Genomic DNA, 25,562 nt, shown 5'->3' with positions numbered 1-25,562 from the left:
CGGAGCCTATTCCGCGTAGGGGCGCAGGTCGACGCCGGACTCCGCGCGGTATGCCCGCGAGCCCATGCCGTGCTCCAGCACCCAGCCGTAGTCGTGGCCGGCGCCGCCCGGGTACACCGCGAGGAAGGAGTAGGGCTCGTCCCCGGTGTTCACGGAGCGGTGCGCCCAGCCCGGCGGGATGTAGCCGATGGTGCCCGGGAGCATGTCGAGCCACTCGGTGCGCTCGCCGTCGAACATGAGCAGTCCGCCGCGGCCGTGCAGCGCGAGGTAGATCTCGCCCTGATGGTCGGGGTGCTGGTGGCCCTTGGTCATCCAGAGCTCGCCGCCCGTGTCGCCGGGCATGATCGTGGTGATCGACTGCGGCAGCTCCCGCTCGATCTCGGGGACAGGGGAGCTGACGACCGTGTAGACGATCGGGTCCTCGCCCGCGGCGGCAGCCGCCCAGGCGTCGTGATCGCGGAACAGGCCCTCGAGGTCGGACATCCGCCGGGTCAGGGTGGGGCCTTCGGGGGAGAGGGTGAGCTTCTCGGCGTCGAAGGCGATCGCCATCGGGGAGATCGGCGGGGTCTGGTACTCGGGCATCCATGCTCCTCGAAACGGGTGCTGCGTCGTCGCGCAACCTGTAATGACAAGCTCACTGTACCTGTTATGACAGGTTGCGTCCAGTGCTCTCCTGCGCGGAGCAGGCCGCGCGCGCGATGGCCGTCAGCCGCCGAGCACCCGTTCCAGGTGCTCGCGCCCGCCGCGGATGGCGCCCGCCGTCACGTCCGCCGACCCCGGGTACTCGGCGTGACCGGCGGGAAGGACCGCGAGGTCGAGATCGCGCGCCCCGGCGGCGACCGCGAACTGCCCCTGCGGCGGCACGTACTGGTCCCACAGGGCCGCCTCCACCCGGACCGGCACCTCCGTGAAGCCGATCGCGGTCGAGGAGTCGAACCAGCGCAGCACCTCGCGGGCCTCGGGATTCCCCATGACGTGCTGACGCACGGTCTCCCCGCTCCCCAGGCACGGCACCGCCAGCCGTTCGTCGTACTGGCCGAAGCTCGGCACGATGAGGGTGGCTCCCACGAACCGGTCGTCCCACGGCAGGGCGAGCGCGCCGATGCCGCCGCCGAAGCTCTCCCCGACGTAGTAGAGAGGAAGCGCGCCGACGACCGAGGCGAGGACGTCGGCCGCCAGCCACAGGTCACGGGCGCAGAGGCCGAGCACGTAGCGCTCCGGGTCGTCGATGCCCGCGAGCACGTGCTCGGGGGTCGGCTCGGGCGCTCCGATCCCCGCGTTCAGCACGCCGAGCCCGCGGGCCACGGGATAGATCGCCGCCACATCGTCCGGCACCCGGGCGAGATCGACCGCGTCGCGACCCCCGTAGCCGTGGCCGTGCACGACGCCCGCGCGGGGAGAGCCGTCGAGGGGCTCGACCACCCAGGCCCGCAGCCGCACACCGTCGACGCCGGCATGCTCGACGACGGACACCCGACGGCCTTGCTCCTCGGAGGTGGAGAGGACGACGGGGGCCGCGTCCACCGCGGCGGCCTCGCGCCGCCAGCGCCGCCAGCGGTCGGCGAAACCGGGCGGCGCGGGCACGGGGCGGACGGCGCGGAGGTCGGCTTCGGTGCGGCCGTAGCTGCCGTCGAACGCGGCATCGGGGAACCAGGTGGCGTAGGGCTCGGGGAAGGTCATGCGGGCTGAGGGGTCCTGTTCCGGGAGTGGGGCGGGCTGGGGTGCGTGGCAGACTGGAGGCTCCATCGGAAGGAGACCGCGTGCTGGTCACGGAACGACGCGAGCGCATCCTGGCCCTGACCCGCGATCGCGGTACCGCCTCCATCGGCGAGCTCGCGGCCACGCTGCAGGTGAGCGAGATGACCGTGCGGCGCGACATCGATCAGCTGGCCGAGGAGGGCGCGGTCGAGCGCATCCGTGGCGGCGTGCGGGCGCGGGGCCTCCAGCGTCTGGTTCCGGCTCCGGCGGCCTCGGCCGAACGGCGGGCGATCGTCGCGGCGGCCGCGGATCTCGTGGAGCCGGGCATGGCGGTCGGCATCTCCGGCGGACCCACGGCCCTGGCGCTCGCGAGGGAGCTCGTGCGCGTCCCGGAGCTCACGATCGTCACGAACGCTCTGCCGGTCTCCGACCTGTTCTCGCCGCCGGACCGCGCGGACGCTCCGTACACGCAGACGGTCGTGCTCACCGGGGGCGTGCGCACGCCGTCGCAGGCCCTCGTCGGACCGGTCGCGGTGCGCGCCCTGGAGCACCTGCACTGCGACCTCGTGTTCCTCGACGCCCACGGCCTCGACGAGCAGGCCGGCATCACGACCATGAACCTGCTCGAGGCCGAGACCAATCGCGCGCTCATGGCCGCGGGCCGGGAGGTCGTCGTCCTCGCGGAGCACACCCGCTGGGGCGTGGTCGGGCTCACGACCGTGGCCGACCTCAGCGACATCGACCGCCTCGTCACCGACGACGGCCTCGACGACGGCGCGCGGGAGCTGCTCGCCGCGCACGTCGGCACCCTGCACGTCGCGCCGCGCGACGGCGGCGACGAGCGTGCGCTCGCGACGGCCCTCGCGGACTGAGTCCGCCGCCGTCATCGGGCCGTGCTCGCCCGCGGGATCAGCCGGGCGCCGACCGTCACGTGCCGCACCGGGAGATCCGCTCCCGGCGGCGCGGCGATCTGCCGTTCGAGCTCCGTGAACGCGGCGTCCACGAGGCGGGCGTGGTCGGGAGCGATGGTGCTGAGGGCGGGGACGGCGAAGCGCGCGGCCCGGATGTCGTCGATGCCGACGACGGCGACGTCACCCGGCACGCTCCGCCCCTGGGCCTGAAGGGCGGCCAGCGCACCGAGGGCGACGGAGTCGTTCGAGCAGACGATGCCGTCGAGGTCGGGGACCGCGGCGGCCATCGCCCCGGCGACGCGCTCACCCTCCTCCGCCGTGAAAGCGTCGACCTGCGCGGTGAGGGCGGGGTCGGCCGGGATGCCGGCGGCGGCCAGGGCCTCCAGGTACCCGGCGTGCCGACGGTCGGCGGCATCCGAGGGGCGGGCGTCGCGGCGTCCGACGAAACCGATGCGGCGGCAGCCGACCGCGAGCAGGTGCTCGGTGGCCGTGTAGGCGGCGGCCCGGTTGTCGATCGTGACGTGCGTGAACGGGCTCACCTGGATGTGCTCGCCCAGCAGCACGAGCGGCCCGGGGGAGGTGCGGCGCGTGAGGTCGGCGACCGTGAGCGAGCGCGGGATGTGGATCAGCCCGTCGATGGGCGGCAGACCGACCCCGTTGGCGACGTCGATCTCGCGGCCGTGGTCGCCCTCGGTCTGCACGATGAGCACGGCCAGCCCTCGGTCGTCGGCGCCGCGGACGATGCGCGAGCCGAGCTCCGCGAAGTACGGCTCCTCCAGATGCGGCACCGCGAGCGCGATGAGTCCCGTGCGGGTGGCCCGCGCGACGGGGAGCACGCGGCCGCCGGGCGAGGTGGTCACCTGCGGCCTCCTGGAGGGACGACGGTCTCCGCCGGGACGACGGATGCCCTTCACGTTAGCGCTCTCCGTCACGATTGCACTCGGAACGCGATCACGCGTGCCTCCGCGACGCCGTTCGTCCGCTCCACCACGAGGCGGGCGGCCGTGAAGGCACCGAGGTCATCCGGCAGGGGATGCACCCGCAGGCGATGACGGTTGTCCCGCTCCTCGGCCACGGTGCGCCACTCCTCGGAACCCGCCTGCTGCACCTCGACCCGGTAGTCGCGCACGAGCTGGGGCAGCACCTCGTCGGGGCTCCGGTGGTGGTGCAGGGTGTTGAGCTCGAGGTCCACGTCGTCGTCGAACACGAGGCGGATCTCGGAGGCCGTGACCGGCTGCTCCCAGTCCAGGCGCAGCCACTGCGGACCGTCGACCTCCGGGGCGGACGCCCACAGGTGCGGTCCGCCGAACGGGCGGTTGTACCCGGAGACGGCGCGCTCCGGCGCGACCGCCTCGGAGTCCGGGCTCGTGCGGAACGCGGGCACCCGTCCGCGCAGCGGCTTGGTCGGCCACTGCACGAGGAGACCGTCGCGGTCGACCTGCACGTTCCGGTCGTCGTTGTCGACCCGGTGCACGAGGGTGAGCACTCCGGGCGGGAGCTCGTCGGCGAGCTGCACCTGCACCTGCGGGTTCGCGCGGAGCACGATGATCGCGTTCTGCGGGTCCTCCGGGGTGAAAGGCGTCTCCGCCCGCACCCAGGACGGACCACCGGCGGGGACGTCGATCACAGTGCGGTGCTCGAGCACCGCGGGCACGATGTTCTGCGGACGGCCCGTGGACCAGACCTCCACCGTGACCTGCGTGTCGACCTCGGCGCCGAGCAGCAGCTCGGTCGCGTCGAGGCGCGGGTGCACGGGGACGACGATGCCGAGGTCGTCCGTCAGGGTGTGCGGGGTCGCCGCGGCCAGGGTGCTCTCCGGGGTGCCGATCGTGCGCAGGGTGCTGGACGCGGTGACGGCGGCGGTGCGGGCGAGGTCGGAGGGATCCTCGTTCGCGACTCCGATGAGGGAGGCGTCGGCGCGGAGCAGCGTCTGCCGGAGTTCCGCACGATGGTGCTCGTACAGCTCGCGGGGCGTGGCGTCGTGCGCGTAGCAGAGGGCGGCGGCGGTGCCCGCGGCCTCCCCCATCGCCGCGCACGTGGCCATCACTCGGGCGGCACCGAAGGCGATGTGCGTGGCCGAGATGTCGCGACCCGCCATGAGCAGGTTGTCGACGTTGACGGAGTAGAGCGAGCGGAACGGGATCTCGAAGACGCCGTCCGAGAAGCGCTGCACCGCGCCCGCCCCCGTCGCGTACATCCCCTCGGCGGGATGCAGGTCGATGGACCAGCCGCCGAACGCGATGCCGTCGTCGAACGACGTCTGCTCCAGGATGTCCTGCTGGCGCAGCGTGTAGTCGCCGATGAAGCGGCGGTACTCGCGCTTGCCGGGGATGTTGCCGATCCACTCCAGGGTCAGGTTGTCGGCGTCGAACTCGCCGGAGTTCTTGATGTGGTCCCAGATGCCGAGGATCACCGACCGCAGCTCGTCGCGGATGGCCTCGTTGTCGTCGACGATGTCGAGCGTGCCGCCCCACTCGATCCACCAGTAGTGCGCGCCGCTGTCGCCGCTGCGGATGATGCGCGACGAGGGGATCGGGGTGGTCGAGATGTCCTTCGCGCTCTCCGGCGCGACGTACTTCACCGGGTGCCCGAGATCCTTCGTATAGAAGAGGAGCGTCGAGCCGAGGAACTCGCGCACGGGCTGCTCGGGCGCCCAGTCCTCGCCGAACTCGCTGCGGCTCTCCTTGCCCAGTCGGTGCCGGGCGCCGACGAGCCGTCCGACCAGGCCGTCTCCGGTGCAGTCGAGGAAGAGCGGCCCGCGGAAGACGGTGCGGATCTCCGAGCCCATCGTCCAGCCGGTCACCGACCGGACCCGACGGGCGTCGTCGGGTCCGGTGGCCTCGGCCTCGAGCACCTCCGTGTTGAGGAACAGCGTGAGGTTGGGCTCGCGGCGCACGATGTCGAGCACCACGTCGTCCCAGTACACGGGGTTGCCCTCGGGGTTGCGGAACTGGTTCTCCCGGTACATCTCGCCGATGATCCCGGTCTCCCGCGCCCACCGCTGGTTGCCGTGGGCGGTCGCTCCGCACACCCAGACCCTCACCTCCGAGGAGGAGTTGCCGCCGAGCACCGGCCGGTTGTTGATCAGCACGGTACGTCGGCCGAGGCGGGCGGCCGCGACGGCGGCGCTCACTCCGGCGAGGCCGCCGCCGACGACGATGATGTCGGCTTCGACGGTCTGGGTGCGCATGGGGATGGGTTCCTTTCGGGAGGGGGGATGATGCCGCTCAGCGCGCGGCGATCGCTTCGATCTCGTAGACGCGGGCGACGTCGGTGGCGGAGTCGGACGGGTCGGTGATGACGAGGCGCACGGCATCGGCCGTCCGCCCCTGGGCATCGACCACGACCGTCGTCTGCGTGTTGCCGGTGACGGTGCCGACCGTGACCCAGCCGCTCGCGGTGCGCAGCTGGACGGCGAAGTCGCGCAGCACGGAGGTCTGCGGCGGGCCGACCGTGTACCCACTGCGGACCCGGACGACGTCGAGCGGCGCGGCCTCGTCCCACTCGACCGTGATGGTCGGCTGGGTGTCGGAGGCCGCCGAGATCCACCGGCTCGCATCCGTGCAGCCGCCGTCGATCGCCTTCTCCGGGCCGGTGTCGGCGCGGAGCTGGGACGAGGCGGTCGCGGTGCCGCCGAGCGCCAGGTTCTCGCCGCCGGCGTCGCCCCGGAGGGAGGCCACGATGGCGGAGAGGCTGGTGGTGCCGGGCTGCCCGTCGCGCGGGATCTCGGCATGCCGCAGCGTCCCTCCGCTGGGGACAGCAGGGGCGCTGAGGTAGACGACGTCGGTGCCGTCCGTGCGGGTCGCCGCCCGGAGGCGCTGCTGGCCCACGACAGGGTCGCCCACGGTGTCGGCGGTCCATCCGGACGCTCCGGCGGTCAGCAGCACCGTCTGACTGCGGGTGATGCCGCAGTCCTGCACCGACACCACGGCGTAGACGCGGGTCTCGCCGCCGGCGGTGGTGGTGTCGAGCGCCGCGATGGTCTGCACGCCGCCACCGAGGGCGTCCGTGTCCACGAGGGTCTCGCTCGTCCAGGCGGAGCCGGTCCAGGTCGCCCACCGCACGTCGAAAGCGTTCTCGGTCTCGTCCGCGTACCGGTAGGTCACGCCCACGAGCTCGCCGTCGGCCAGGGCCATCTTCGCGGTCTGCACCGCGGGCACGGCGTCGCCGATGGTCTCGCCGGGCTCGTAGCCGCGCCACACGACGGCGCCGGGGGTGTCCGGGCGGATCGGGGTCGGCAGCGCCTGCCCGGCGACGTCTCGGAAGCCGCCCGCGGCCGGGTCGTACACCGCGTACGAGCCGAGGTGGCGGTAGGGATCGGCGGGCCACGGGCCCCACTCCCACAGCACGTGCACCTTGCCGCCGGCGTCGACCTCGAGGTCGTCCGGGTAGAAGGAGTGGTTCACGGCGGCGGCGATCGTCGTCTCGCGGGTCCACGTCCCGGCCACGGGGTCGTAGTGGTACAGCACCCCGTCGCGGCGAGCCTGCGGGTCGGCGCCGATGCGCACCATGAGCCAGATGTCGCCGTCGGCTCCCTGCGCCGTGACCGGGTAGGAGACCGCGGCCCCGGCGTCGGGCATCTCCGCGCTCGCATCGACGAGCGAGGTCGCGTCGTACGGCGCGGTGGAGCGGAAGTACTTCCAGGGCTCGTGGTGCATCGAGACGAACGCGTGGATGTAGCCGTCGCCGTCGATCGCGATCGACGGCTGGTTGTGGCCGTTGTCGTCCGCGTACTCGGCGCAGGCCCCGGTCGCCAGACGCAGGCAGCCGGTGGTCCACGTGCCGTCGGCGGCGCGGACCGAGAGGTTCACCTGGTGCTTCGCGGCCACCGAACCGGGCACGTTGTACGCGAAGTACGTCTCGTCGCCGTCGACGACGAGCGGGTTCCACCAGCCGGACTGGTTGGAGCTGTCGACCGTGACGGGCACGGTCTCGACGTCCGGGGTCGCGGCGGCGGCCGGAGCGGGCACGGCGAGGACGAGCGCGGCGAGGGCGGCGGCAGCGGTGGCGCCGGCCTTCCAGCGGAGGGTCATGGCGATGCTCCTCAGCCCAGCAGCTTCTGCGCCTGGTCGCCGGCCTGCGCCATCGCGTCCTTGGCGCTCTGCTGACCGACGAGGACGGCCTGCACGCGGTCGGCGATCACGGTCTCGATCTGGGCGTACTGCGGGTACTGCCAGAACGGGTTGGTGGTGGCGGTCGCCGTGATCTTCTCGGCGAAGCGGGCGCCGAACGCGTCGGACGCCACCTCCTTCGAGGACTGCGCCTCCTCGGTCACGGGCGGCAGGCCGCGCAGCTCGTAGTCGCCGAGCACCGCCTTCAGGTCGCTCGTGGCCCACTGGCCGAAGTCCGCGGCCGTGCGGGTGCTGTCGCCGGAGCCGCCGCCGACGATGGCGATGGCGCCGCCCCAGACGAGGGCGCGCGGGGTGTCGCCCTTCTTCAGCACCGGGCGGGACTCGGGCACGAGCTTGGAGGCGAGGTCGGGATCCGGCGAGTCCTTCGTGACGGACGCGCGGCCCACGGGGGCGTCGTCGTAGATCGCGGCGCGGCCCTGGGCGAACAGGGAGCGGGCGTCGAAGCGGTCGACGTCGGCGGCGATGAGCCCCTGGTCGTACAGCGACTTGTACCAGGTCACCGCCTCGATGCTCGCGTCGTCGCCGATCGTGACCTTGCCGTCCTTGACGAGGTCGCTGCCGAACGTCTGCATCCAGATGAGGACGTCCTTGAGCTGGGCGGCCTTGGTCGAGGCGGCGTAGGGGATGAGGCCGCCGCCGAGGGCCTTGAGCTTCTTCAGCGCCGCCTCGAAGTCGTCGACGGTGGTCGGGAACGTGGAGATCCCCGCCTTCTTCAGGAGCTCGGAGTTGGTGATGAGCCCGATCGCGCCGATGGTCCACGGGAACGCGTACTGCTTCCCGTCGAGCTGCGTGGCCTCCAGGCTCGAGGCGGTGTAGCCGCGGCCCTTCGTGAGTGCCGAGACGTCCTCCAGCTTGCCGAGCGCGGCCAGCGAGGCGAGCCAGGCGACGTCGACGTGCGCGGCGCCGGTGAACTGCCCGCCGCGCACCTGCAGCATGAGCTGCTTGAAGTACTCGTTGTAGGGGAAGGAGACCTCGGTGATGCCGACGTCGTTGGTCTTCTTGTAGCCGTCGAGCAGCGCGCGGGTGGCCGGGGCGGCGGCCTCCTCGGTGAGCGACCAGCTGGAGAAGGAGAAGTCGGTGGCGGTGAAGTCGCCCGCGCCGAGCCCGGCGCCGGGGGAGGAGGACGGACTGCCGCTGCCGCCGCCGCTCGGCATGCAACCGGCGAGGAGGAGGCCGGCGGCGCCGAGCCCGGCGAACTGCAACAGCTGGCGACGGGAGACGGTGGTGTTCTCGGACATGAGGGTGCTCTCTCTTCTTCGAGGGACTGCGGATGAGGGGGTGGTGCGGGTCAGCCCTTGACCGCGCCGGCGGTGAGTCCGCCGACGAGGAAGCGCTGCAGGGCGATGAACGCGATGGCCACGGGGAGCGAGACCACGAGCGAAGCCGCCATGAGCTCGGGCCAGGCGGTGGACGCCTCGCCGATGAACGTGTTGACGAGTCCCGGTGGCAGGGTCTGCTTGTCGGGACCGGCGAGCGTGAGGGCGAAGATGAAGTCGTTCCAGCCGCGGACGAACGCGAACAGTCCTGCGGCGATGAGGCCGGGGGCGGCCAGCGGCAGCACGATCGAGTGGATGATGCGCAGGCGGGAGGCGCCGTCGACGCGGGCGGCCTCGATGAGCTCGTCCGGGATCGTGTCGAAGAAGCCCTTCAGCATCCACACGCACAGCGGCAGCGTGAACGTCGTGAACGACAGCACGAGCGCCGTGTAGGTGTTGAGCAGGCCGTAGGCCGAGAACACCGCGTAGAGGGTGATGAGCAGCAGCGCCTGCGGGAACATCTGCGACGCCAGCACGAAGTACATGAGGCTGCGGCGGCCGCGGTAGCGGAACTTCGAGAACGCGTAGCCCATGTACGCCGATACCAGCACCGAGAGGATCGCGGTGATGACGGAGACGACGATGCTGTTGCGGAGGTAGCCGAACAGGGCCGGGTTGTTCGCGAGGGCGGCGTAGGCCTCGAACGTGATCTCGGTGGGGAACAGCTTCGGCGGGTAGCTGAACACCTCGGTACGCGGGGTCAGCGAGGTCGCGAGCAGCCAGTACACGGGCAGCAGGGCGAACCCGCCGAACACGACGACGGCGATCCAGGCGCTCACGGTGGAGGCACGGCGGTCGGCGCGGTGGCGCCGACGGCGGGGCGCGGCGGGCGGGGCGGAGACGGCGGCCACCGTCTCCTCGGTCAGCACGGCGGTCATCGCTTCTCTCCCTTCTCGGACAGACGGACGTAGACGACGACGAGCGCCATCAGCAGGATCATCCAGAGCAGGCCGATCGCCCCGGCGTGGCCGAGGTCGAAGCCGTCGAACGCGGTCTCGTACACCGCGGTCGCGAACGTCTGGGTGGAGCCGGCGGGACCGCCGCCGGTGAGGACGTAGATGATGTCGAAGTGCTGGAAGTTCCAGATGAACTCCAGCAGGATCACGAGGCCGATGATGCCGCTCATCTGCGGGACCGTGATGGAGAAGAAGCGGCGGATGGTGCCGGCGCCGTCGATCTCGGCGGCCTCATGCAGCTCGATCGGCACGGTCTGCAGGCCGGCGAGGAGCATGACCATCATCCAGGGGAACGACTGCCACGTCTTCGCGACGATCACGGCGATCATGGCGGTGGTGGGGTTCGCGAGCCACGCCTGGGGGGAGTCGATGAGGCCGACGGTCTCCAGGGCCGCGTTGAGCACGCCGTAGTTGGCGTTGAAGATCCACATCCACAGGAACGACACGACCACGCCGGGGATCAGCCACGGGATGAGCATGAGGCCGCGGAGCACCTTGGCGCCGCGGATGCGCGTGTTCAGGGCGAGGGCGAGGCCGAAGCCGATCACGAACGGCGCGATGGTCGTGCCGAGGGTGAAGACGAGCGTCTGGGTGAGGAGCGGGAAGAACTCGCCGGTGAGCACGTCGACGATGTTCTGGAAGCCCACGAACTCGCGACCGGGCTCGACGAGGCTCTGCTTGTAGAACGCGGTGATGAGGGCCGTGATCAGCGGGTACACGACCACGGCGGCGAGGAGCGCGAGGCCGGGAGCCGTGAGGAGGAGCGCGAACATCCCGTCCGAGAGGCGACGGGGCCGGCGACCTGTTCCTATCTGTGAGGAAATGGTCTGTTCTGTCATCTAGGTCATCCTTGGCCTGGGGTGATGTGTCCGCACTCTCGCGGTGCGGTCTCGGGCTTCCTCAGTATTTCCGGCAGATTACGGCGACGTCAACTGGAGAGCGCAATAGTCAGAAAGTGGTGGAAAGTGTTTCTTTTGTGAAATGATTGCCCGGGAGTAGCCCTCGGTACGATCGCGACATGGGGTTCTCACTGCTCGGCCTGGCGGTGAGTCTCGCGATCTTCCTGCCGAACCTGCTGCTGATCCCCTTCCCGCCGAGACCGAAGCTCGAGAGCCCGGCGGTGCCCCGAGTGCTCCTGGTGTTCGAGAGGGCAGGGCAGGCGCTCTGCATGACGGTCCCTGCGATCACGGCGGCCGGCCCGATCGCGTGGGGGTGGGCGGTGCCGGTGGCGCTGGCGGTGCTCGCGTACGGGGCCCTCTGGATCCGCTACCTCCGCCGCGGCCGGCCCGGGTCGGCGCTGTTCGACACCGTCCTCGGCATCCCGGTCCCGATGGCCCTCGCGCCGGTGGCCGCCTTCCTCGGCACAGCGGCTTGGCTGCAGAACCCGTGGATCGCGCTGGCCGCGGTCGTCCTCGCGGTCGGGCACATCCCGACCTCCCTCCTCGCGGCCCGAGAACATTAGGAGCACCTGCTCGGCGTGGGGCGCGCGTCCTGACGCAGCGACGAACCGAAACGATCAGTATCGATCCTTGCTAGTCGATTATCGATTGGCTACGGTCGGAGCAGCCGCTCCCGCGGCGCCGCGCGCATCGGCCGTGCGGGAAGCGACAGTTCGGAGACGCGATGAAGCGTGTACTGGCAAGCCTGACCCTGGCGGCGGTGTTCGGATCCGCCCTCGCTGCGGCGGTCCCGTCGGCGGCTGCGGCCGCGGACGACGACGCCCTCTACCTCGCGCCGGGAGGTGACGACGCGGCCTCCGGCACGATCGACGACCCCCTCGCGACGCTGGAAGGCGCCCGCGACCGGATCCGCGCGCTGAAGGCGGACTCCGCGCTCCCGGACGACGGCCTCACGGTGTACCTCCGGGAGGGCACGTACCCCCGCTCGGCGTCGTTCGAGATCGGCGCGCAGGACTCGGGCACTGCCGACGCCCCCATCACCTACCGCTCGTACCCGGGGGAGACCGCCACCCTCACCGGCGGTCGCGAGCTGCCGCGCGACCAGTTCGCCGCGGTCGACGACGCGGCGGTGACCGAGCGCATCATCGACCCGGCTGCCCGCGACCGTGTCGTCGGGATCGACCTCGCCGACCTCGGCATCACCGACTACGGCCAGCTCAGCCGCCACGGCTACTGGAAGGCCAACGACGTCAGCACCACCCCGCCCATGGAGCTGTTCATCGACGGCCAGGGCATGACCCTCGCGCGCTGGCCCAACGCCGACGCGGCCACCCCGACCGTGCAGATGGGCGACATCATCGACGCCGGGCCGGACCGCAACGACGCCGACCTGCAGGAGCGCGGCGGCACGTTCAGCTACGGCTACGACCGCCCGAAGCACTGGACGCAAGCCGAGGACGTCTGGCTGGACGGCATCTTCGGCTACAGCTGGGAGTGGTCGTACAACAAGATCGAGAGCATCGACACCGAGGCGAAGACCATCACCCTCCGCTACGGCGAGATGTCCGGGATCATGAAGAGCTGGTTCCCCGACTTCCACTTCGCGCAGAACCTGCTGGAGGAGCTCGACGCCCCCGGCGAGTACTACATCGACCGCGACGCCGGGAAGCTGTACCTCATCCCGAACGCGGCCTTCACGTCCGGCCGCGGCGCCGTGACGGTCACGACGCTCGACGAGCCGATGCTGCGCGCCGACGGGGCCTCCTACGTGAACTTCGACGACCTCGTGATGGAGTACGGCCGCGCGACGGCCGCGGTGATCCTCGGCGGCTCGCACGTGACGATCTCGCACAGCGACATCCGCAACTTCACCGACGGCGGCGTGCTCATCAACTCGCCGGGGCGCTACACGTACGACGGCATTCCGGTGAACCGCGGCGGCCGCGACCACGCCGTGACCGACAGCCGGCTCACGCACGTCGGCGGCGTCGGCGTGGTGCTCCAGGGCGGCGACAAGACGACGCTCGAACCCGGCCGCAACCGGGTCGAGAACTCCGAGATCGCCGACTTCGCGTACTACCACAAGGCCTACAATCCGGGCGTGATGTTCGACGGCGTCGGCAACATCGCCAGGGACAACGAGATCCACGACGCCCCGCATCCCGGGATCATCGTGCACGGCAACGACCACCTGTTCGAACGCAACGAGGTGTACGACGTCTGCAAGCAGTTCCACGACCTCGGTGCCATCTACATGAACTCCGGCAAGACCCCGCAGCAGCGCGGCCACGTGTTCCGGGAGAACTACTTCCACGACATCGGCGTCGGCATGGCGGGCGTCGAGGGCATCTACGCCGACAACTTCACGTGGGATCTCACGATCGAGAAGAACGTGTTCGTGAACATGGGCAACGGCGCGATCAAGAGCGGCTCGGCCGACTACATCGAGGCACGCAACAACGTCTTCGTCGACGCCTACGCCCCGTACGACAACTACGAGCAGTGGATGGGCAATCAGGAGGGCAACGTCGTCGACCGCGACTACATGCCGGCCTGGGAGAAGGTGTTCGCCGACAACAACGACTTCGTCGGCACGCCGTATCTGACGAAGTACCCCGAGCTCGCGCACTTCTTCGAGGACGACCACTACTTCCCGAACCACAGCACGTTCGCGGAGAACGTCGTGTGGAACCCGAACCGCGCCCGGATGGCCGGCGTCAACGAACACGGCGCGAAGGACGGGAAGAACCTCCTGAACTACGAGGACAACTGGGTGGCCGACGCCGCCCCCGGCTTCGTGGACGCCGCGAACGGCGACTACACGCTGAAGGCCGATGCGGCCGTGTTCGACCAGATCCCGGGCTTCGAGGCCATCGCCTTCGGCGAGATCGGCGTCGACGGCGCGATCGGGCAGACGCAGCAGCCGCGGACCATCCCGCTCGAGGACATCGCGTTCGACAGCGACACGCTCACGATCGACGCGGGCGACGAGGTGCGCGTCCGGGCCGTGCCCCTGCCCTGGAACGCCGACGACGCCGCGGTGACCTACGCCTCGGCCGACGCCGCCGTCGCCACCGTGAACGACAAGGGCGTGGTGCTGGGCATGGGCCCCGGCACGACGACCATCACCGCGACCGCGAAGGCCGACGCCACCAAGACCGCCACGATCGAGGCGATCGTGGAGGAGGGCGATGGCGTGCTGCACTTCACCGACTTCGAGTCGGGGGCGAACGGCTGGCCGACCGACCCCAACCGCAGCATCCAGGTCGATGCGTCCGGCGACCGGGTGTACCGCATCCTCAAGGGCGCGAACAGCATCCTGCCGCGGGACTTCACCGAGTTCGTGCTCGACTTCGACGTCACGGCACCGGCGACCACGCCCACCAACGCCGGACTGATCGTCTACGACCGCAACGGCAAGGGCGGCGGCTACATCCGCTTCCGCCAGGCCGCGGCGGGGCCGACCTGGACGATCTTCGACGACGCCTGGAAGGTCGTCGCCGAGAAGGTCGTGCCGGCGGCGCAGGGCCTGACCCCCGGCGAGACCTCGCACGTCCGTATCGCGGTGCAGGACGGGCAGATCCGGATCTCCGTGAACGGGGCGATCGCGCTGGAAGGCGCCGACCCCGGGCCCGGCAAGGCCGGTCGGGTCGGGTTCTACGTGGAGAACTACGCCTTGCTCGACTTCGACGACATCGGGTTCTCGCTCTCCGGGGTGCCGGTGACGGGCGTGAGCCTGGACGCCGACGCCGTGGGACTGACCGTGGGGGAGCGGCGGTCCGTCGCGGCCACGGTCGCCCCGGAGGACGCCAGCGACGCCCGGGTCACCTGGACGACCGACGCGCCGGAGGTCGCCACGGTCTCCGGCGGACGCATCGCCGGGGTCACGGCCGGCACGGCGACGATCACCGCGACCTCGGTCGCCGATCCGAGCCTCAGCGACACGGTCACCGTGACCGTGGACGATGCCGAGTACCCGACCACCCGCCTGGACGGCCAGCTGAAGGACGGGGCGAACTGGAGCCAGTCCGACCTCATCGCGGTGGACGACACGGGTGTCGTGATCAGCGGTCAGGGCGTGCACGGCTACGAGGCCGAGCGCTTCGGCGACACCCTGCTGCAGTTCGAGGCGGAGTTCGGCGCCTTCGACGGGGGCTGGTACGGCTTCCAGGCGCGCTCCGACCAGACCGGCCTTCCCGCCTGGCAGAACTCCAACACCGGATACCTCGCGGTGATCAAGGAGGACGTGATCGAGTTCCAGAGCTGGACCCCGGGCCAGACCATGCTCGACAGCATCCCCAACACGGTCATCGAGCCGAACTCCACGCACCGGATCGAGTTCGGGGCCGTCGCCGAGGACGGCGGCACCCGCATCGTGCTCCGGGTCGACGACGTGACGGTGTGGAACATGGTCGACGCCAGGGAGAACCTCCGCGTCGGTGCGGACGGCTTCTTCAACGTCTACCACTACGGCAAGACGAACACCCTGGCCGTGCGGCCGACACCGCCGCCCGCGACGGTGACCGGCATCTGCTGGGCGCCCGAAGCCGACCCGAAGACCCGCTACGTGCGCGGCGAGGAGCTCGACGTGACCGGCATGCTGCTGGGCGTGGACTGGAGCGACGGATCCCGCACCACCCAGAAGGTGACGGCGGACATGGTCAGCGGCTTCGACAGCAGCAAGGTGCGCCCGCACCACACGCTCACCGTGACGTACGCTGGCGCGAGCGTCGAGCTCCCGATCTCGGTGCGACCGAAGCTCAAGAACGACGAACAGGACGTGCCACGATGCGGGTGACCTTCATCGGAGACTCGATCACCGACGCGGGGCGCGATCGCTCCGACCCGGAGTCTTTCGGGGACGGCTATGTGTCGCTCCTCGCCCCCGAGCTGCAGGCCGCTGGGGCCACGGTCCGCAACCTCGGGGTCGCGGGGGACCGCGCCCGCGACCTGGCCGCGCGGTGGGACGCGGAGCTGCTGCCGACGGCGCCGGAGCTGCTGACCGTGTACGTCGGCGTGAACGACATGTGGCGGCGGTTCGACAGCGACGACCCGACCTCGGCCGAGGACTTCGCCGCGACGCTCGGCGACCTCCTCGGCCGCGCGGTGGCCGCGCACGCCCCGCGGCTGATCCTCATGGAGCCGTACTTCCTTCCGGTGACGGAGGAGCAGCGCACGTGGCTCGACGACCTCGACGGGAAGCGGGCGGCGGTGCGGGCTCTCGCCGCGGAGCACGGGGCGGCGTTCGTGCCCCTGCACGAGGTGTTCACGGCGGCGACGGAGCAGTATCCGGTCGTCGAGCTCGCGCCGGACGGGGTGCACCCGACGCCCCGCGGATCCGCCCTCATCGCGGATGCCTGGCGCACGGCCGCGTCCATTAGCGATAGTCGATAATGGACGTAGACTGATGGTCATGACGGATGCTCTCGGCACGGCCGGACTGCAGCGCGGACTGCTGTCGGATCAGATCTACGCGCTCATCAAGGCGATGATCAAGGACTCGACGCTGGCCCCCGGCGAGCAGCTCGTGGAGTCGCAGCTCGCCCGGCAGATGCAGGTGAGCCAGGCGCCCGTGCGCGACGCCCTCAAGCGGCTCGCGCACGAGGGGCTCGTGTCGCACGTGCGGCATCAGGGCAACTTCGTCGCGAGCTACTCCGCGGAGGAGGCGGCGCAGGCCAAGGTCGCCCGCGTCGAGCTGGAGGGGCTGGCGGGACGGCTGGCCTGCGGGGCGCTCGACCCTGCTCGCCGCGCCGAGCTCGTCGGCCTCATCGCGCAGATGCATGAGGCGGCTGAGGCGGAAGACCTCGCCCGGTTCCGCGAGCTCGACTTCACCTTCCACCGTGCGGTGATCGAGGCCAGCGGCAACGTGTACCTCCCGCGCATGTGGGACCTCCTGGAGCCGAGCCTGCGCGTCATGCACGTGCTCGGCGACCCCACCTTCACGGGGGACTGGCACGAGGTCGCGGACTGGCACAAGGGCCTGCTCGACACCCTGGAGGCCGGTGACGAAGAGGCCGCGTCCGCCCTGTTCCGCGCCCACGCTGCCGGCACCCTCCTCGACTGATCCCCGCTTCCCGCCGCGCAAGGTCGCAGTTTCGCACCGAGGTCGCATGGCTGGCCGGAGTCCCTGCGACGCGGTGAGGATCTGCGACGGGGGTGCGGAAGTGTCCGGGGTGGGGAGTCCCTGCGCGAGGTCGCAGATTCGCACCGAGGTCGCATGGGTGGCCGGAGTCCCTGCGCGAGGTCGCAGATTCGGCACGCGGTCACACATCCATCCCCGGAATCCCTGCGACCTCGGGGCGAAACTGCGACGGGGGCTACGCGGTGAAGGGGGAGAGGCGGTCGGCGGTGCCGGACCAGAATGCTCGAGCCTCGGCAGGGGAGAGGGGAGGGAGAGCCTGCCGGGTCGCGGCGAGCACCTCCGCGTAGGTCGTGGTCCGCGTGGACATCGGCCAGTCGCTGCCGTACGTCAGTCGATCCGCGCCGAAGAGGGCGAAAGCGGAGCGCAGCAGTTCCCGCGACTCGTCCGACCCGCGCGCCGTGAGGTCGAGCCCGGAGACCTTCGCCGACACCCCGGGAGCCGACGCGGCCTCGGCGAGGGCGGAGAGCCATGCGCCATCGGCCGTCCGGGCGCCGAGGCCGAGGTGGCAGACGACGATCGCGGTGTCGGGGTGCCGTCGGGACAGGGCGGCGGCGGCGGGCAGCTGGTCCGGGCGGATGAGCAGTTCGAGGGTGCGGGAGGTCGCGCCGAGGTGGGCGGCGAGGGCGTCGAGGCCGTCCACATCCGAGAGATCCGCGGCGAACTGCGGCACCGCGGCGCGCACGCCGACCACGGCGGGAGAGAACGCGACCGCCGTGGCGCCGGCGGCTCGTCCCGGCGCGGGGGTGTACTGCAGCACCACGCGCCGCAGGAACGGGTCGCGGGCGGCGGTCGCGGTCAGCCACTCCGACTCCGCCACCGAGTCCGCCGCCTGCACGGCGATGGCGGAGGAGACGCCGGCGTCGGCCAGCTCCCGTCCGAGACGAGCGGCCGCGGCCTGCCGGGGGAGCCCGAGGTCGTCGCGGAACCACGGGATCGGCACGGCGTCCGCATCCCAGACGTGCACATGGGCGTCGACGATCCGCACGTCAGCTCCCGGGCCGCGCGATCATGCAGCCTCCGCATCGAGGGCGTCCCACAGTGCGGCGGGCAGCGCGGCGTCGAGGCCGTCCACGAACGCGTCCACCTCGGCGGGGGTCCGTGCCCCGACGACCACCGCATCCGCGCCCTGCCGCAGCGGGAACTGCACCGCGGCGTCCGCGAGGTGCACGCCGTACGAGGCGCAGACGGCCTGCAGACGCCGTGCCCGCTCTCGGAGCTCCGGGGGTGCCGGCTTGTACTCGAAGAAGGGGGAGCCGACCGGGTCGACGAGGATGCCGGAGTTGAACACCGCGGCCGCGAGCACCCCGATGCCGCGGGCCGCCGCGGTCGGCAGCAACCGGTCCAGGGCGGTGCGGTCGAGCAGCGTGAGCCGACCGGCCTCCATCACCACGTCGAGCGGCGCCTCGGCGACGTAGCGCTCCAGGGGGTCGAGCCGTCCCAGCCCCACGCTGATCGCGCGCACCACCCCTTCGTCGCGCAGTTCGACGAGGGCCGGAAGCGCCGTCGCGAACGCCGCCTCCACGTCCAGGGGATCGTGCAGGTGCAGCACGTCCACGCGATCGACACCCAGCCGGGCGAGGCTGCCGTCGAGGCTCCTCCGCACGCCGTCCCTGCTGAGGTCGACGACGGAGTCGTGCCCGCTCGCGGCGCCCGCGACGGGGCGGCCGTCCGCATCGACCAGCACCCGGCCGACCTTCGTCGCGATCACGTAGTCGTCCCGAGGTACGCCGCGCAGGGCGAGGCCGAGCTTCCGCTCGCTCTCGCCCGAGCCGTACAGCGGTGCGGTGTCGAAGAAACGGACATCGCGGGCGAGCGCGGCCTGCACGGTCGCCACCGCGTCGCCGTCAGGCACGGGGGCGAAGAGGTTGCCGATCGGCGCGCACCCCAGTCCGACGTCGTCGCGCGCGGCGACCTCGGGATTCAGCGGACGGAGCTCTGGACGGAACGCCATGCCTCGTACTCCTCGCGGCTGTCGGGGGTCAACGGGTAGTAGTCGCTCAGGCGTGCGCCCTCGTCGAGACGGCGGCGGCTGAACACCTCCCACTCCTCATGATCGCGCGCGTCGTCCACGACCCGCGGCGCCATGGCCTGCGGCACCACGACAGGGCCGTCGTCGTCCGCGACCACGAGGTCGCCCGGCATGCACAGCGCACCGCCCACCGCGACGGGCACGTCGTAGGCCCACGGCACCAGCTCCGACTGCGAGGCGTAGTGCGGGGTCGTGCCCGTCGACCACACCGGGATCCCGAGCTCGCGGATGCGGCCGGCGTCGCGGATGCGGCCGTCCACGACGATCCCCGCGCCCCCCTTGCGCGCGAAGTAGCGCGCCAGGATGTCGCCGATGCACCCGGAGAACCGGCTGCCGTACGCCTGGATCACCAGCACGTCGCCGGGTTGCACGGCCTCGAGCACGTGCCACAGGGCGGTGTGCCGCTCGGCGTACTCCTGCCCGTCGCCCGAGGCCATGTCCTCGCGCTGCGGCATGAACTGCAGGGTCAGCGCCGAGCCGACGACGCGCTGGCCGAGGCTCAGCGGCTCCGGTCCGTCGATGTAGCTGCGGCGGATCCCGAGTCCGTGCAGCTTGGCGCACGCGGTGGCGGAGGAGATCGCGTCGAAGGACTCGACCACCTCGGGCGAGGGCCGCTGGTAGGCCCCACCCCGCACGGGCAGGGCGAAGTCGGGTCGGATCAGATCGGCGCTCATGCGTCTCCTTCAGGGAACAGGTGGCGCGGCGAGCCGGTCGCACGCGCGATGGTCAGGTCGAGATCGGCGCTGTGCGCCGGGGGCAGGGTCACCACGAGGTCGTCGTCCACGTCGAAGGTCGTGGTGACGGTCGGGGCGTCCGGGGCCGTGTAGGTGCCCGAGGCGCCGGGCCAGAAGCCGGGCTCCTCGCCGGTCGCCGTGACCCGCACGATCCGGTCGAGGCCGAAACGCCCGCCGCGCAGCCGCACGGTGCGGGTGTGCACGGCAGAGGTGTTCACGAGCTGCACGCCGATGCCGTCGTCGTCGAGGCGGTGCACGAGCGCGGCGACGTCCTCCGGGAGTCCGGGCCGCGCGCGGTCGACGTCCTCGTAGCGGAGCGCCGTGAAACCGAGTCCGCCGTTGTAGAGCACCTGTGGCGCCCCGCCGACGAGCTGCGTCAGCACCTCCGTCACCACGGGATTCACGCGCTGCCAGAAGTGCAGGTGTGCGGCGTCGGGATCGCGGTCGTCGGCGAGCATCATCGCGGCGCGACGTGCCACCTGGCCGAGCGCCATCTCCAGCGCCCGCACCGGATAATCGGGCAGGTCGCCGGAGAGGTACGCGAACCAGCCGGCCTCGTGACCCGCCTCCTCCTTGTCGCGGAACGGCGCGACGAGGTCGGCGGAGGAGGGGAGGCCGGCGATCGCCGTCTCCAGCCGCTCCCGGTCGGACGTGCGTCGCGACCACCACCACAGCCACAGGGGGAGGTCGAGCTGCAGCGGACCGTAGTCGAACCAGCCGTCCGCGCCGTGGCGGTAGGGGACCAGCAGGGCGGGCTCGGTGGCGGCGGCGCCGAGCCGAGCCATCCACCCGCCGCGCAGGCTGTACGTGGACTCCGCGACGCTGCCGCTGCGCGCCTCGGCGAGCACGGTGTCGAGCATGGTGCGCACGAGGTCGAGGGCGCCGTCGTCGCCGGTGACGAGCGCGTGGTTGAGCGCGCCGATCAGGGCGCTCATGCTGACGGAGTGCAGCCCGTGCGGCCAGGCCCAGCCGTAGTGTCCGCCCCACCAGCGGCCGTCGTGGAGAGAGCCGACGGTGCCGTCGGGGCCGACGTTGTCGGGGAGCAGGCCCCCGTCCGCCCGCGCGCGCCAGCCGTCGACGTACCGGCGGATCCACGCGGCCGTCTCCTCGTCGCCGTCGTAGAGCCAGCGATTCGCGGCGAGGGAGGTCGCAGCCAGGTTCACGGCGATGTCACCCGCCGCGCGGCGCTGCATCTCCTCCGCCATCCGCTGGGCGTGGGCGGGGTCGGCGAGGTCGTCCCAGGAGGCGATGCCGTCCAGGCCGTGCAGCGGCAGACCGTAGGGGCGCATCTCGTCCCGGTCGGCCGTGTACGGCACGATCTTCTCGTCCAGCCCCTCGCGGGCACCCAGAGCGCCGTTGTGCGGCGAGCGGATCATGTTGCGCTCGGCGTCGTAGTTGCCCTTCGCGGGGTCGGTGAAGAGGGCCGAGAACCGGGCGGCACGCGCGGCGAACGCGGTGTCGGCCGGGTCGGCGGCGCAGATGCCGGCGAGGAACAGCAGCGACTCGCCCTGATGGAACCAGTCGTAGCCGTTGTCGTACTCCTCGGTGAGCATGCCCGCGTCGGCGAGCTGCACGGTCACGCCCTCCCAGTGCCGCTTGGCGTCGGCGAGCACCTCGTCGGAGCCGCCGAGCAGATAGAACGCGGGCCAGTTGAAGAAGGGCTCGTACAGGTCGTCCACGCCGTCGCGGTCGATGAACTCGGCGACGCCGCGGAGGCGGCCGTCCGGCAGCGTGTAGCGGTCGCGGAAGAGGCGGCGGGCCTCCTCGACCTCGGCGAAGAGCCGGCGCTGCAGCACGGCCCAGGCCGGGATCGTGCGCAGCGGACGGGTGAGCGGGGTCTCCGGCACGGTCATCCCTTCGTCGCTCCGGCGACCAGGCCGCCGATGATGTGGCGCTGCATCACGATGAAGAACACCATCGCGGGCAGCACGGCCAGCAGGAGGGTCGGGAACACTTGGGTGTAGTCGGTCGAGAACTGTCCGACCGCCGCGTAGACGCCGGTGGTCACCGTGTAGATCCCGGAGCTCGGCCCGAGGATGATCTGCGGACTCACGAAGTCGTTCCACACGCCGATCGAGTTGAGTACCACGACCGTCGCGACGACGGGCTTCATGATCGGGAAGATGCACGCCCAGAAGGCGCGGATGGGCCCGGCGCCGTCCAGCGACGCCGCCTCGTCGATGTCACGCGGGACGCTGCGGAGGTAGGCGGTGAACAGGAAGATCGTCACCGGCAGGGTCGCCGCGGTCTCGAAGAGGATGAACCCGGGGATCGTGTTGATGAGCCCGAGCACCCGCAGCACGAAGACCACGGGGATCAGCGTCACCTGGCCGGGGATGAAGAGCCCGGAGACGAAGAGGAGCAGCAGTCCCAGGTGCCACTTCGACCGTCCGCGGGCGATGACGTAGGCGACGGGCGCGGCGAGGGCGATGCAGCACAGGTTCACGAGCACGACGAACAGCAGTGTGATGCCGTACGCGGCGATCACGTTGAACTTGCTGCTCGTGATCGCGGCCCACAGGTAGTCGAACGTGAACATCTGCGGCGTGATCAGCAGCGGGTTCTCGATGATGTCGGCCTGCGGTTTGAACGCGTTGATCAGCATCGTGTACATCGGGATCAGCATCGTGATCGCGACGACGCCGAGGACGATCCACCGGATCGTGCTGACGGCGAGGGCCGGGCGGTTGCGGGTCTGCTTCATCAGTCGGTCGCCTTCTGCTCGGCGCGGCGTCGCACCAGCGTGACGGCGAGGCCGACGACCGCGGTGACGATGAGGAGGATCATGGACTGCGCGGCGCCGAAGCCGAGGGCCGAGTTCGCGAAGGAGTCCTTGAGGATCTGGTACACGATCGTCTGCGTCGAGCCGGCGGGTCCTCCGTCGGTGAGCGACAGCACCACGTCGTACGCCTTGAGGAGCCCGACGAGGGTGAGCACGAGGTTCACCGTGAAGACGGGGGCGATGAGCGGCAAGGTGATGGAGCGGAACTGCTGCCACCGCGAGGCGCCGTCCACGGTCGCCGCCTCGTAGTACTCCGCGGGGACGGACTTGATGCCGGCGAGGAACAGGATCATGTTGAAGCCGAAGTGCGACCACACGATCGTGAAGATCACGCTCGCCTTGGCGAAGGTCGGGTCCGTGAGGAACGGCATCGCCGGGAGGCCGAGCGTGCTGAGCAGGCCGTTGACGGCGCCGGTGGGGGAGAGCATCGCCGACCAGAGGAAGCCGATGATGAGGGCGCTGATCACGTACGGGTAGAAGAAGATCGTGCGCAGGATCGTGTTCGAGCGGCCGGGCCCGGAGATGAGAGCGGCGATCGCGAGGCCGATGGCGTTGCAGAGGATCGTGCCCACCACCGCGATGATGCCCGTGAAGATCGCAGCCTGGGTCGAGCGCGGGCTGCGGAACGCCTTGATGTAGTTGTCCCAGCCGATGAAGTTGAAGTTGAGGCTGTACCCGTTCCAGTCGGTGAAGCTGAGCACCGCCGCGAGGATCATCGGGATGACGAACATCGCGAGGAAGACCGCGACGGCCGGGCCGCCCATGAGGATGCCGGGGATCCGGTTCCGCCACTGCTGCAGCGCCGTGCGGCGGCGCGGGGCGGGGGGCGAGCTCATCGGCGTCGATGGTCCTGTCGGGGTGGCGGCGGCGGCCGGCGGCGGCGCGGTCGTGGTGGGCGGAGTCATGGCGGCACTCTCGTTCTCGGTGGCGCGTTCAGGGGGAGGCGCTGGGGCAGCGCCGGGACGGCGCCCGGGACGGATGTCGCGTCCCGGGCGCCGCGAGGGTCAACCGGCGTTGGCGGCGAACCAGTCGTCCATGGCCTGCAGCACCTGGTCGGCGGGTGCGCCGCCGAGCAGGGCCTGGGTCTGGGTGTTGATCTCGCCCGAGTAGCCGTCGGGGAGCGTGCGCTCGCCGTAGCCGCCACCGGTGGGCGTGTAGGCCTCAGCCGGGGTGTCGGCCACGATCTGCAGCAGCTCCTCGCCGAGCGGCGTCATGTCGTACTCGTAGCCATCGCGGAAGTTGCCGTCGACCGCGAGCTGGTCGCTCACCGCGGTCTGGTCGGTGGTGAGGAACTCGATGAGCTTCGCCGCCGCGTCCTGGTTCTTGCTCGCCTTGAGGATCGAGTACGGGCTGGCGATGTTGGCGCCCATCGCGGGCTGCTCGTCGGCGCTCATGGCGGGGGCGCGGAAGACGCCGATGTCCGCGGAGTCGGCGGCCTTCGCCTGGGTGCCGGCGAACCAGCTTCCCATCGAGTACACCGCGGTCTTGCCCGAGAGGAAGGCCTGCTCGGCGTCCGGGTACTTGATGCCCAGCGCGTCGCCCGGGATGTAGCCCTCGGACACCCAGTCCGCGTAGGTCTCGACCGCATCGCCGTAGGTCTCGCTGAAGGTGACGTCGCCCGCCGAGATGTCCTGGAACCACTCCGGGTCCTCGGCGATGATGGTCGGCAGCCCGAGCGCCTGCAGGGTGTGGCTCGTCATCCAGTCGCCACCGGTCTGGACGGGCGTCCACCCGGCGTCCTTGAGCTTGCCGAGGGCTTCGGTGAGCTCGTCGACCGTGGTCGGCACCTCCGTGATCCCCGCCTCCTCGAACGCGGTCTTGTTGTAGAAGAAGAGGCTCTGCAACTGCACGCCGATGCCGGCCATGTAGTTCTTGCCGTCGATCGAGTACTGGTCGGCGAGCGGACCGGACGACGCCCACTCGTACTGCGAGAGGTCGACGAGCTCGGGAGCGAGCTTGGTGGTGGGGGCGATGGACTGCACGACGTCGGGAGCGTCGCCGGCGGCCAGCAGGCGCGGCACGGCGGCTTCGACGCCCTCCGCACCCGGGTTCTGGATGACGACGTCGATGTTCGGGTTGGCGTCCTCGAACGGCGCGACGAGGTCGTTCCAGAACTCCTCGGTCAGGTTCGGGGTGACGTTCACGAGCATGCGGACGGTGACGTCGCCACCGGCATCGCCGCCGTCGTCGCCGGCGGTGGTCGAGCAGCCGGCGATGGCGAGGGCGGATACCGCCGCGATGCCGACGAGGGGGAGGACTCGGGCCTTGATCATCGTTGATCCTTTCCTGATGCATGAGGGAGGGCCGCTCGCGACATTACACTAATCGATAATCGTTTGTGAAGAGCGGGCAGCATCGATTCCGCTCGGACCGCTTTCCGGTCTGCGGTCTCCGAGCGGGGCGCGCAGCGGGGTCAGCCGGCGGCGCGGCGGGCGCGGTACGCCGCGACGGCGTTGCGGTTGGCGCAGCTCGTCGAGCAGTAGCGCTTGGAGCGGTTGCGGGAGAGGTCGAGGGCGATCGCCTGGCATGTCCCGTCCGCACAGACGGTGAGGCGAGAGCCCTCGTCCGTGCGGATGACGTCGATCAGGGCCATCGCGGTCTCCACGAGCACCCGTTCGGCGAGCGGGCGTTCGTCGGCGAGGCCGTGCAGGTGCCAGTCCAGCTCGTCGTGGCGCACGAGCCGCGGGGTCAGGCGCACCTCGGCGAGAGCGGCGTTGACGTGTGCGGCCATCTCGTCGCGCGGAGCGAGCAGCATGGCGCGGAGGCGCGACCGCAGAGCGCGGAGGTCGTCGAGCTCCACCGTGTCCCCGTCGACCCGTCCCGTGTACGGGAACACCCGAAGGAAGGCCTTCTCGTCGTCGATGTCGACCAGGGTGTCCGGGTCTTCCGCCGAGTTCGCGAGCCAGACCGCCGCGCGCAGCGCATCCTCTGTGTCATCGGTGAAGACCATGTTGACAGCTTAC

The 25,562-nt window shown here is 71.0% G+C and carries 21 protein-coding genes; 5 read left to right on the top strand and 16 right to left on the bottom strand.

Features of this window, described 5'->3' with window-relative positions; all coding sequences use genetic code 11:
• Positions 1 to 6: 6 nt before the first annotated feature.
• Both KZC57_RS08250 and KZC57_RS08245 read right to left on the bottom strand, forming a co-directional pair.
• A complete protein-coding gene (locus tag KZC57_RS08250) occupies positions 7 to 582 on the bottom strand; it encodes a glucose-6-phosphate isomerase family protein (protein WP_060923618.1) in 576 nt (191 codons plus the stop codon).
• A gap of 123 nt (positions 583 to 705) precedes the next feature.
• The gene (locus KZC57_RS08245; protein WP_083370936.1) at positions 706 to 1,680 is read right to left on the bottom strand and encodes an acetylxylan esterase; all 975 of its coding nucleotides are present in this window, start codon (positions 1,678 to 1,680) and stop codon (positions 706 to 708) included.
• A gap of 80 nt (positions 1,681 to 1,760) precedes the next feature.
• On the opposite strand from KZC57_RS08245, the gene KZC57_RS08240 reads away from it, so the two are divergent.
• On the top strand, positions 1,761 to 2,570 hold the full coding sequence (locus KZC57_RS08240; protein ID WP_025105387.1) for a DeoR/GlpR family DNA-binding transcription regulator: 810 nt from the start codon (positions 1,761 to 1,763) through the stop codon (positions 2,568 to 2,570).
• Between the two features lie 11 nt (positions 2,571 to 2,581).
• Here the strand turns inward: KZC57_RS08240 and KZC57_RS08235 are convergent, their stop codons facing one another.
• The 6 genes from KZC57_RS08235 to KZC57_RS08210 all read right to left on the bottom strand — a co-directional run bounded on the left by KZC57_RS08235 (position 2,582) and on the right by KZC57_RS08210 (position 10,786).
• Positions 2,582 to 3,469 (bottom strand): LacI family DNA-binding transcriptional regulator, encoded by an 888-nt coding sequence (locus tag KZC57_RS08235; protein ID WP_231919662.1) that lies wholly within the window; start codon positions 3,467 to 3,469, stop codon positions 2,582 to 2,584.
• Between the two features lie 68 nt (positions 3,470 to 3,537).
• Positions 3,538 to 5,799: an FAD-dependent oxidoreductase gene (locus KZC57_RS08230; RefSeq protein WP_247641461.1), complete on the bottom strand. Its 2,262-nt coding sequence runs from the start codon at positions 5,797 to 5,799 to the stop codon at positions 3,538 to 3,540.
• A 37-nt stretch (positions 5,800 to 5,836) separates the two neighbouring features.
• Positions 5,837 to 7,642, bottom strand: a complete 1,806-nt coding sequence (locus KZC57_RS08225; RefSeq protein WP_247641460.1) for a BNR-4 repeat-containing protein — start codon at positions 7,640 to 7,642, stop codon at positions 5,837 to 5,839.
• An 11-nt stretch (positions 7,643 to 7,653) separates the two neighbouring features.
• Entirely contained in the window at positions 7,654 to 8,979 is a 1,326-nt protein-coding gene (locus tag KZC57_RS08220) for an extracellular solute-binding protein (protein WP_060922928.1), read from the bottom strand.
• A gap of 50 nt (positions 8,980 to 9,029) precedes the next feature.
• Positions 9,030 to 9,935, bottom strand: a complete 906-nt coding sequence (locus tag KZC57_RS08215) for a carbohydrate ABC transporter permease (protein WP_025105392.1) — start codon at positions 9,933 to 9,935, stop codon at positions 9,030 to 9,032.
• Positions 9,932 to 10,786 (bottom strand): carbohydrate ABC transporter permease, encoded by an 855-nt coding sequence (locus KZC57_RS08210; protein WP_174235390.1) that lies wholly within the window; start codon positions 10,784 to 10,786, stop codon positions 9,932 to 9,934. The genes KZC57_RS08215 and KZC57_RS08210 overlap by 4 nt, the downstream gene beginning before the upstream one ends.
• Before the next feature lie 245 nt (positions 10,787 to 11,031).
• On the opposite strand from KZC57_RS08210, the gene KZC57_RS08205 reads away from it, so the two are divergent.
• The 4 genes from KZC57_RS08205 to KZC57_RS08190 all read left to right on the top strand — a co-directional run bounded on the left by KZC57_RS08205 (position 11,032) and on the right by KZC57_RS08190 (position 16,976).
• Positions 11,032 to 11,475: a hypothetical protein gene (locus KZC57_RS08205; RefSeq protein WP_105950504.1), complete on the top strand. Its 444-nt coding sequence runs from the start codon at positions 11,032 to 11,034 to the stop codon at positions 11,473 to 11,475.
• 161 nt (positions 11,476 to 11,636) lie between these two features.
• Positions 11,637 to 15,710 carry an Ig-like domain-containing protein gene (locus KZC57_RS08200; protein WP_247641459.1) on the top strand — a complete coding sequence of 1,358 codons (4,074 nt, stop codon included), beginning with the start codon at positions 11,637 to 11,639 and terminating at the stop codon, positions 15,708 to 15,710.
• Positions 15,701 to 16,306: an SGNH/GDSL hydrolase family protein gene (locus KZC57_RS08195; protein ID WP_247641458.1), complete on the top strand. Its 606-nt coding sequence runs from the start codon at positions 15,701 to 15,703 to the stop codon at positions 16,304 to 16,306. Before KZC57_RS08200 ends, KZC57_RS08195 begins: the two co-directional genes overlap by 10 nt.
• Positions 16,307 to 16,325: 19 nt before the next feature.
• Positions 16,326 to 16,976: a GntR family transcriptional regulator gene (locus KZC57_RS08190; RefSeq protein ID WP_060922931.1), complete on the top strand. Its 651-nt coding sequence runs from the start codon at positions 16,326 to 16,328 to the stop codon at positions 16,974 to 16,976.
• A 253-nt stretch (positions 16,977 to 17,229) separates the two neighbouring features.
• Here the strand turns inward: KZC57_RS08190 and KZC57_RS08185 are convergent, their stop codons facing one another.
• The 8 genes from KZC57_RS08185 to KZC57_RS08150 all read right to left on the bottom strand — a co-directional run bounded on the left by KZC57_RS08185 (position 17,230) and on the right by KZC57_RS08150 (position 25,549).
• A complete protein-coding gene (locus tag KZC57_RS08185) occupies positions 17,230 to 18,039 on the bottom strand; it encodes an amidohydrolase (RefSeq protein ID WP_247641457.1) in 810 nt (269 codons plus the stop codon).
• Between the two features lie 21 nt (positions 18,040 to 18,060).
• A complete protein-coding gene (locus KZC57_RS08180; RefSeq protein WP_247641456.1) occupies positions 18,061 to 19,005 on the bottom strand; it encodes an aldo/keto reductase in 945 nt (314 codons plus the stop codon).
• On the bottom strand, positions 18,975 to 19,757 hold the full coding sequence (locus KZC57_RS08175; protein WP_060922547.1) for a dimethylmenaquinone methyltransferase: 783 nt from the start codon (positions 19,755 to 19,757) through the stop codon (positions 18,975 to 18,977). Before KZC57_RS08175 ends, KZC57_RS08180 begins: the two co-directional genes overlap by 31 nt.
• Positions 19,754 to 21,670, bottom strand: a complete 1,917-nt coding sequence (locus KZC57_RS08170; RefSeq protein ID WP_247641455.1) for a hypothetical protein — start codon at positions 21,668 to 21,670, stop codon at positions 19,754 to 19,756. Before KZC57_RS08170 ends, KZC57_RS08175 begins: the two co-directional genes overlap by 4 nt.
• The gene (locus KZC57_RS08165; protein ID WP_017204137.1) at positions 21,667 to 22,521 is read right to left on the bottom strand and encodes a carbohydrate ABC transporter permease; all 855 of its coding nucleotides are present in this window, start codon (positions 22,519 to 22,521) and stop codon (positions 21,667 to 21,669) included. The genes KZC57_RS08170 and KZC57_RS08165 overlap by 4 nt, the downstream gene beginning before the upstream one ends.
• Positions 22,521 to 23,504 carry a carbohydrate ABC transporter permease gene (locus KZC57_RS08160; RefSeq protein ID WP_231919661.1) on the bottom strand — a complete coding sequence of 328 codons (984 nt, stop codon included), beginning with the start codon at positions 23,502 to 23,504 and terminating at the stop codon, positions 22,521 to 22,523. Before KZC57_RS08160 ends, KZC57_RS08165 begins: the two co-directional genes overlap by 1 nt.
• A 99-nt stretch (positions 23,505 to 23,603) precedes the next feature.
• Positions 23,604 to 24,872 (bottom strand): ABC transporter substrate-binding protein, encoded by a 1,269-nt coding sequence (locus KZC57_RS08155; protein ID WP_060922545.1) that lies wholly within the window; start codon positions 24,870 to 24,872, stop codon positions 23,604 to 23,606.
• Positions 24,873 to 25,012: 140 nt separating this feature from the next.
• Positions 25,013 to 25,549: a CGNR zinc finger domain-containing protein gene (locus tag KZC57_RS08150; protein ID WP_105950498.1), complete on the bottom strand. Its 537-nt coding sequence runs from the start codon at positions 25,547 to 25,549 to the stop codon at positions 25,013 to 25,015.
• Positions 25,550 to 25,562: the final 13 nt, after the last annotated feature.

The sequence above is a fragment of the Microbacterium sp. KSW4-4 genome, assembly GCF_023091185.1.
GTDB classification, from domain to species: Bacteria; Actinomycetota; Actinomycetes; order Actinomycetales; family Microbacteriaceae; genus Microbacterium; species Microbacterium paraoxydans.
Note: the sequence above shows the minus strand (reverse complement) of the source record. Positions and strands in the feature narration are given on the sequence as shown.

Coding starts and splice junctions, on each gene's coding strand:
- KZC57_RS08195 (WP_247641458.1), top strand. CDS start 15,701: ATGCGGGTGACCTTCATCGGAGACTCGATCACCGACGCGGGGCGCGAT.
- KZC57_RS08245 (WP_083370936.1), bottom strand. CDS start 1,680: ATGACCTTCCCCGAGCCCTACGCCACCTGGTTCCCCGATGCCGCGTTC.
- KZC57_RS08220 (WP_060922928.1), bottom strand. CDS start 8,979: ATGTCCGAGAACACCACCGTCTCCCGTCGCCAGCTGTTGCAGTTCGCC.
- KZC57_RS08230 (WP_247641461.1), bottom strand. CDS start 5,799: ATGCGCACCCAGACCGTCGAAGCCGACATCATCGTCGTCGGCGGCGGC.
- KZC57_RS08210 (WP_174235390.1), bottom strand. CDS start 10,786: ATGTTCGCGCTCCTCCTCACGGCTCCCGGCCTCGCGCTCCTCGCCGCC.
- KZC57_RS08180 (WP_247641456.1), bottom strand. CDS start 19,005: ATGGCGTTCCGTCCAGAGCTCCGTCCGCTGAATCCCGAGGTCGCCGCG.
- KZC57_RS08150 (WP_105950498.1), bottom strand. CDS start 25,549: ATGGTCTTCACCGATGACACAGAGGATGCGCTGCGCGCGGCGGTCTGG.
- KZC57_RS08165 (WP_017204137.1), bottom strand. CDS start 22,521: ATGAAGCAGACCCGCAACCGCCCGGCCCTCGCCGTCAGCACGATCCGG.
- KZC57_RS08190 (WP_060922931.1), top strand. CDS start 16,326: ATGACGGATGCTCTCGGCACGGCCGGACTGCAGCGCGGACTGCTGTCG.
- KZC57_RS08200 (WP_247641459.1), top strand. CDS start 11,637: ATGAAGCGTGTACTGGCAAGCCTGACCCTGGCGGCGGTGTTCGGATCC.
- KZC57_RS08205 (WP_105950504.1), top strand. CDS start 11,032: ATGGGGTTCTCACTGCTCGGCCTGGCGGTGAGTCTCGCGATCTTCCTG.
- KZC57_RS08215 (WP_025105392.1), bottom strand. CDS start 9,935: ATGACCGCCGTGCTGACCGAGGAGACGGTGGCCGCCGTCTCCGCCCCG.
- KZC57_RS08155 (WP_060922545.1), bottom strand. CDS start 24,872: ATGATCAAGGCCCGAGTCCTCCCCCTCGTCGGCATCGCGGCGGTATCC.
- KZC57_RS08250 (WP_060923618.1), bottom strand. CDS start 582: ATGCCCGAGTACCAGACCCCGCCGATCTCCCCGATGGCGATCGCCTTC.
- KZC57_RS08225 (WP_247641460.1), bottom strand. CDS start 7,642: ATGACCCTCCGCTGGAAGGCCGGCGCCACCGCTGCCGCCGCCCTCGCC.
- KZC57_RS08160 (WP_231919661.1), bottom strand. CDS start 23,504: ATGACTCCGCCCACCACGACCGCGCCGCCGCCGGCCGCCGCCGCCACC.
- KZC57_RS08170 (WP_247641455.1), bottom strand. CDS start 21,670: ATGACCGTGCCGGAGACCCCGCTCACCCGTCCGCTGCGCACGATCCCG.
- KZC57_RS08175 (WP_060922547.1), bottom strand. CDS start 19,757: ATGAGCGCCGATCTGATCCGACCCGACTTCGCCCTGCCCGTGCGGGGT.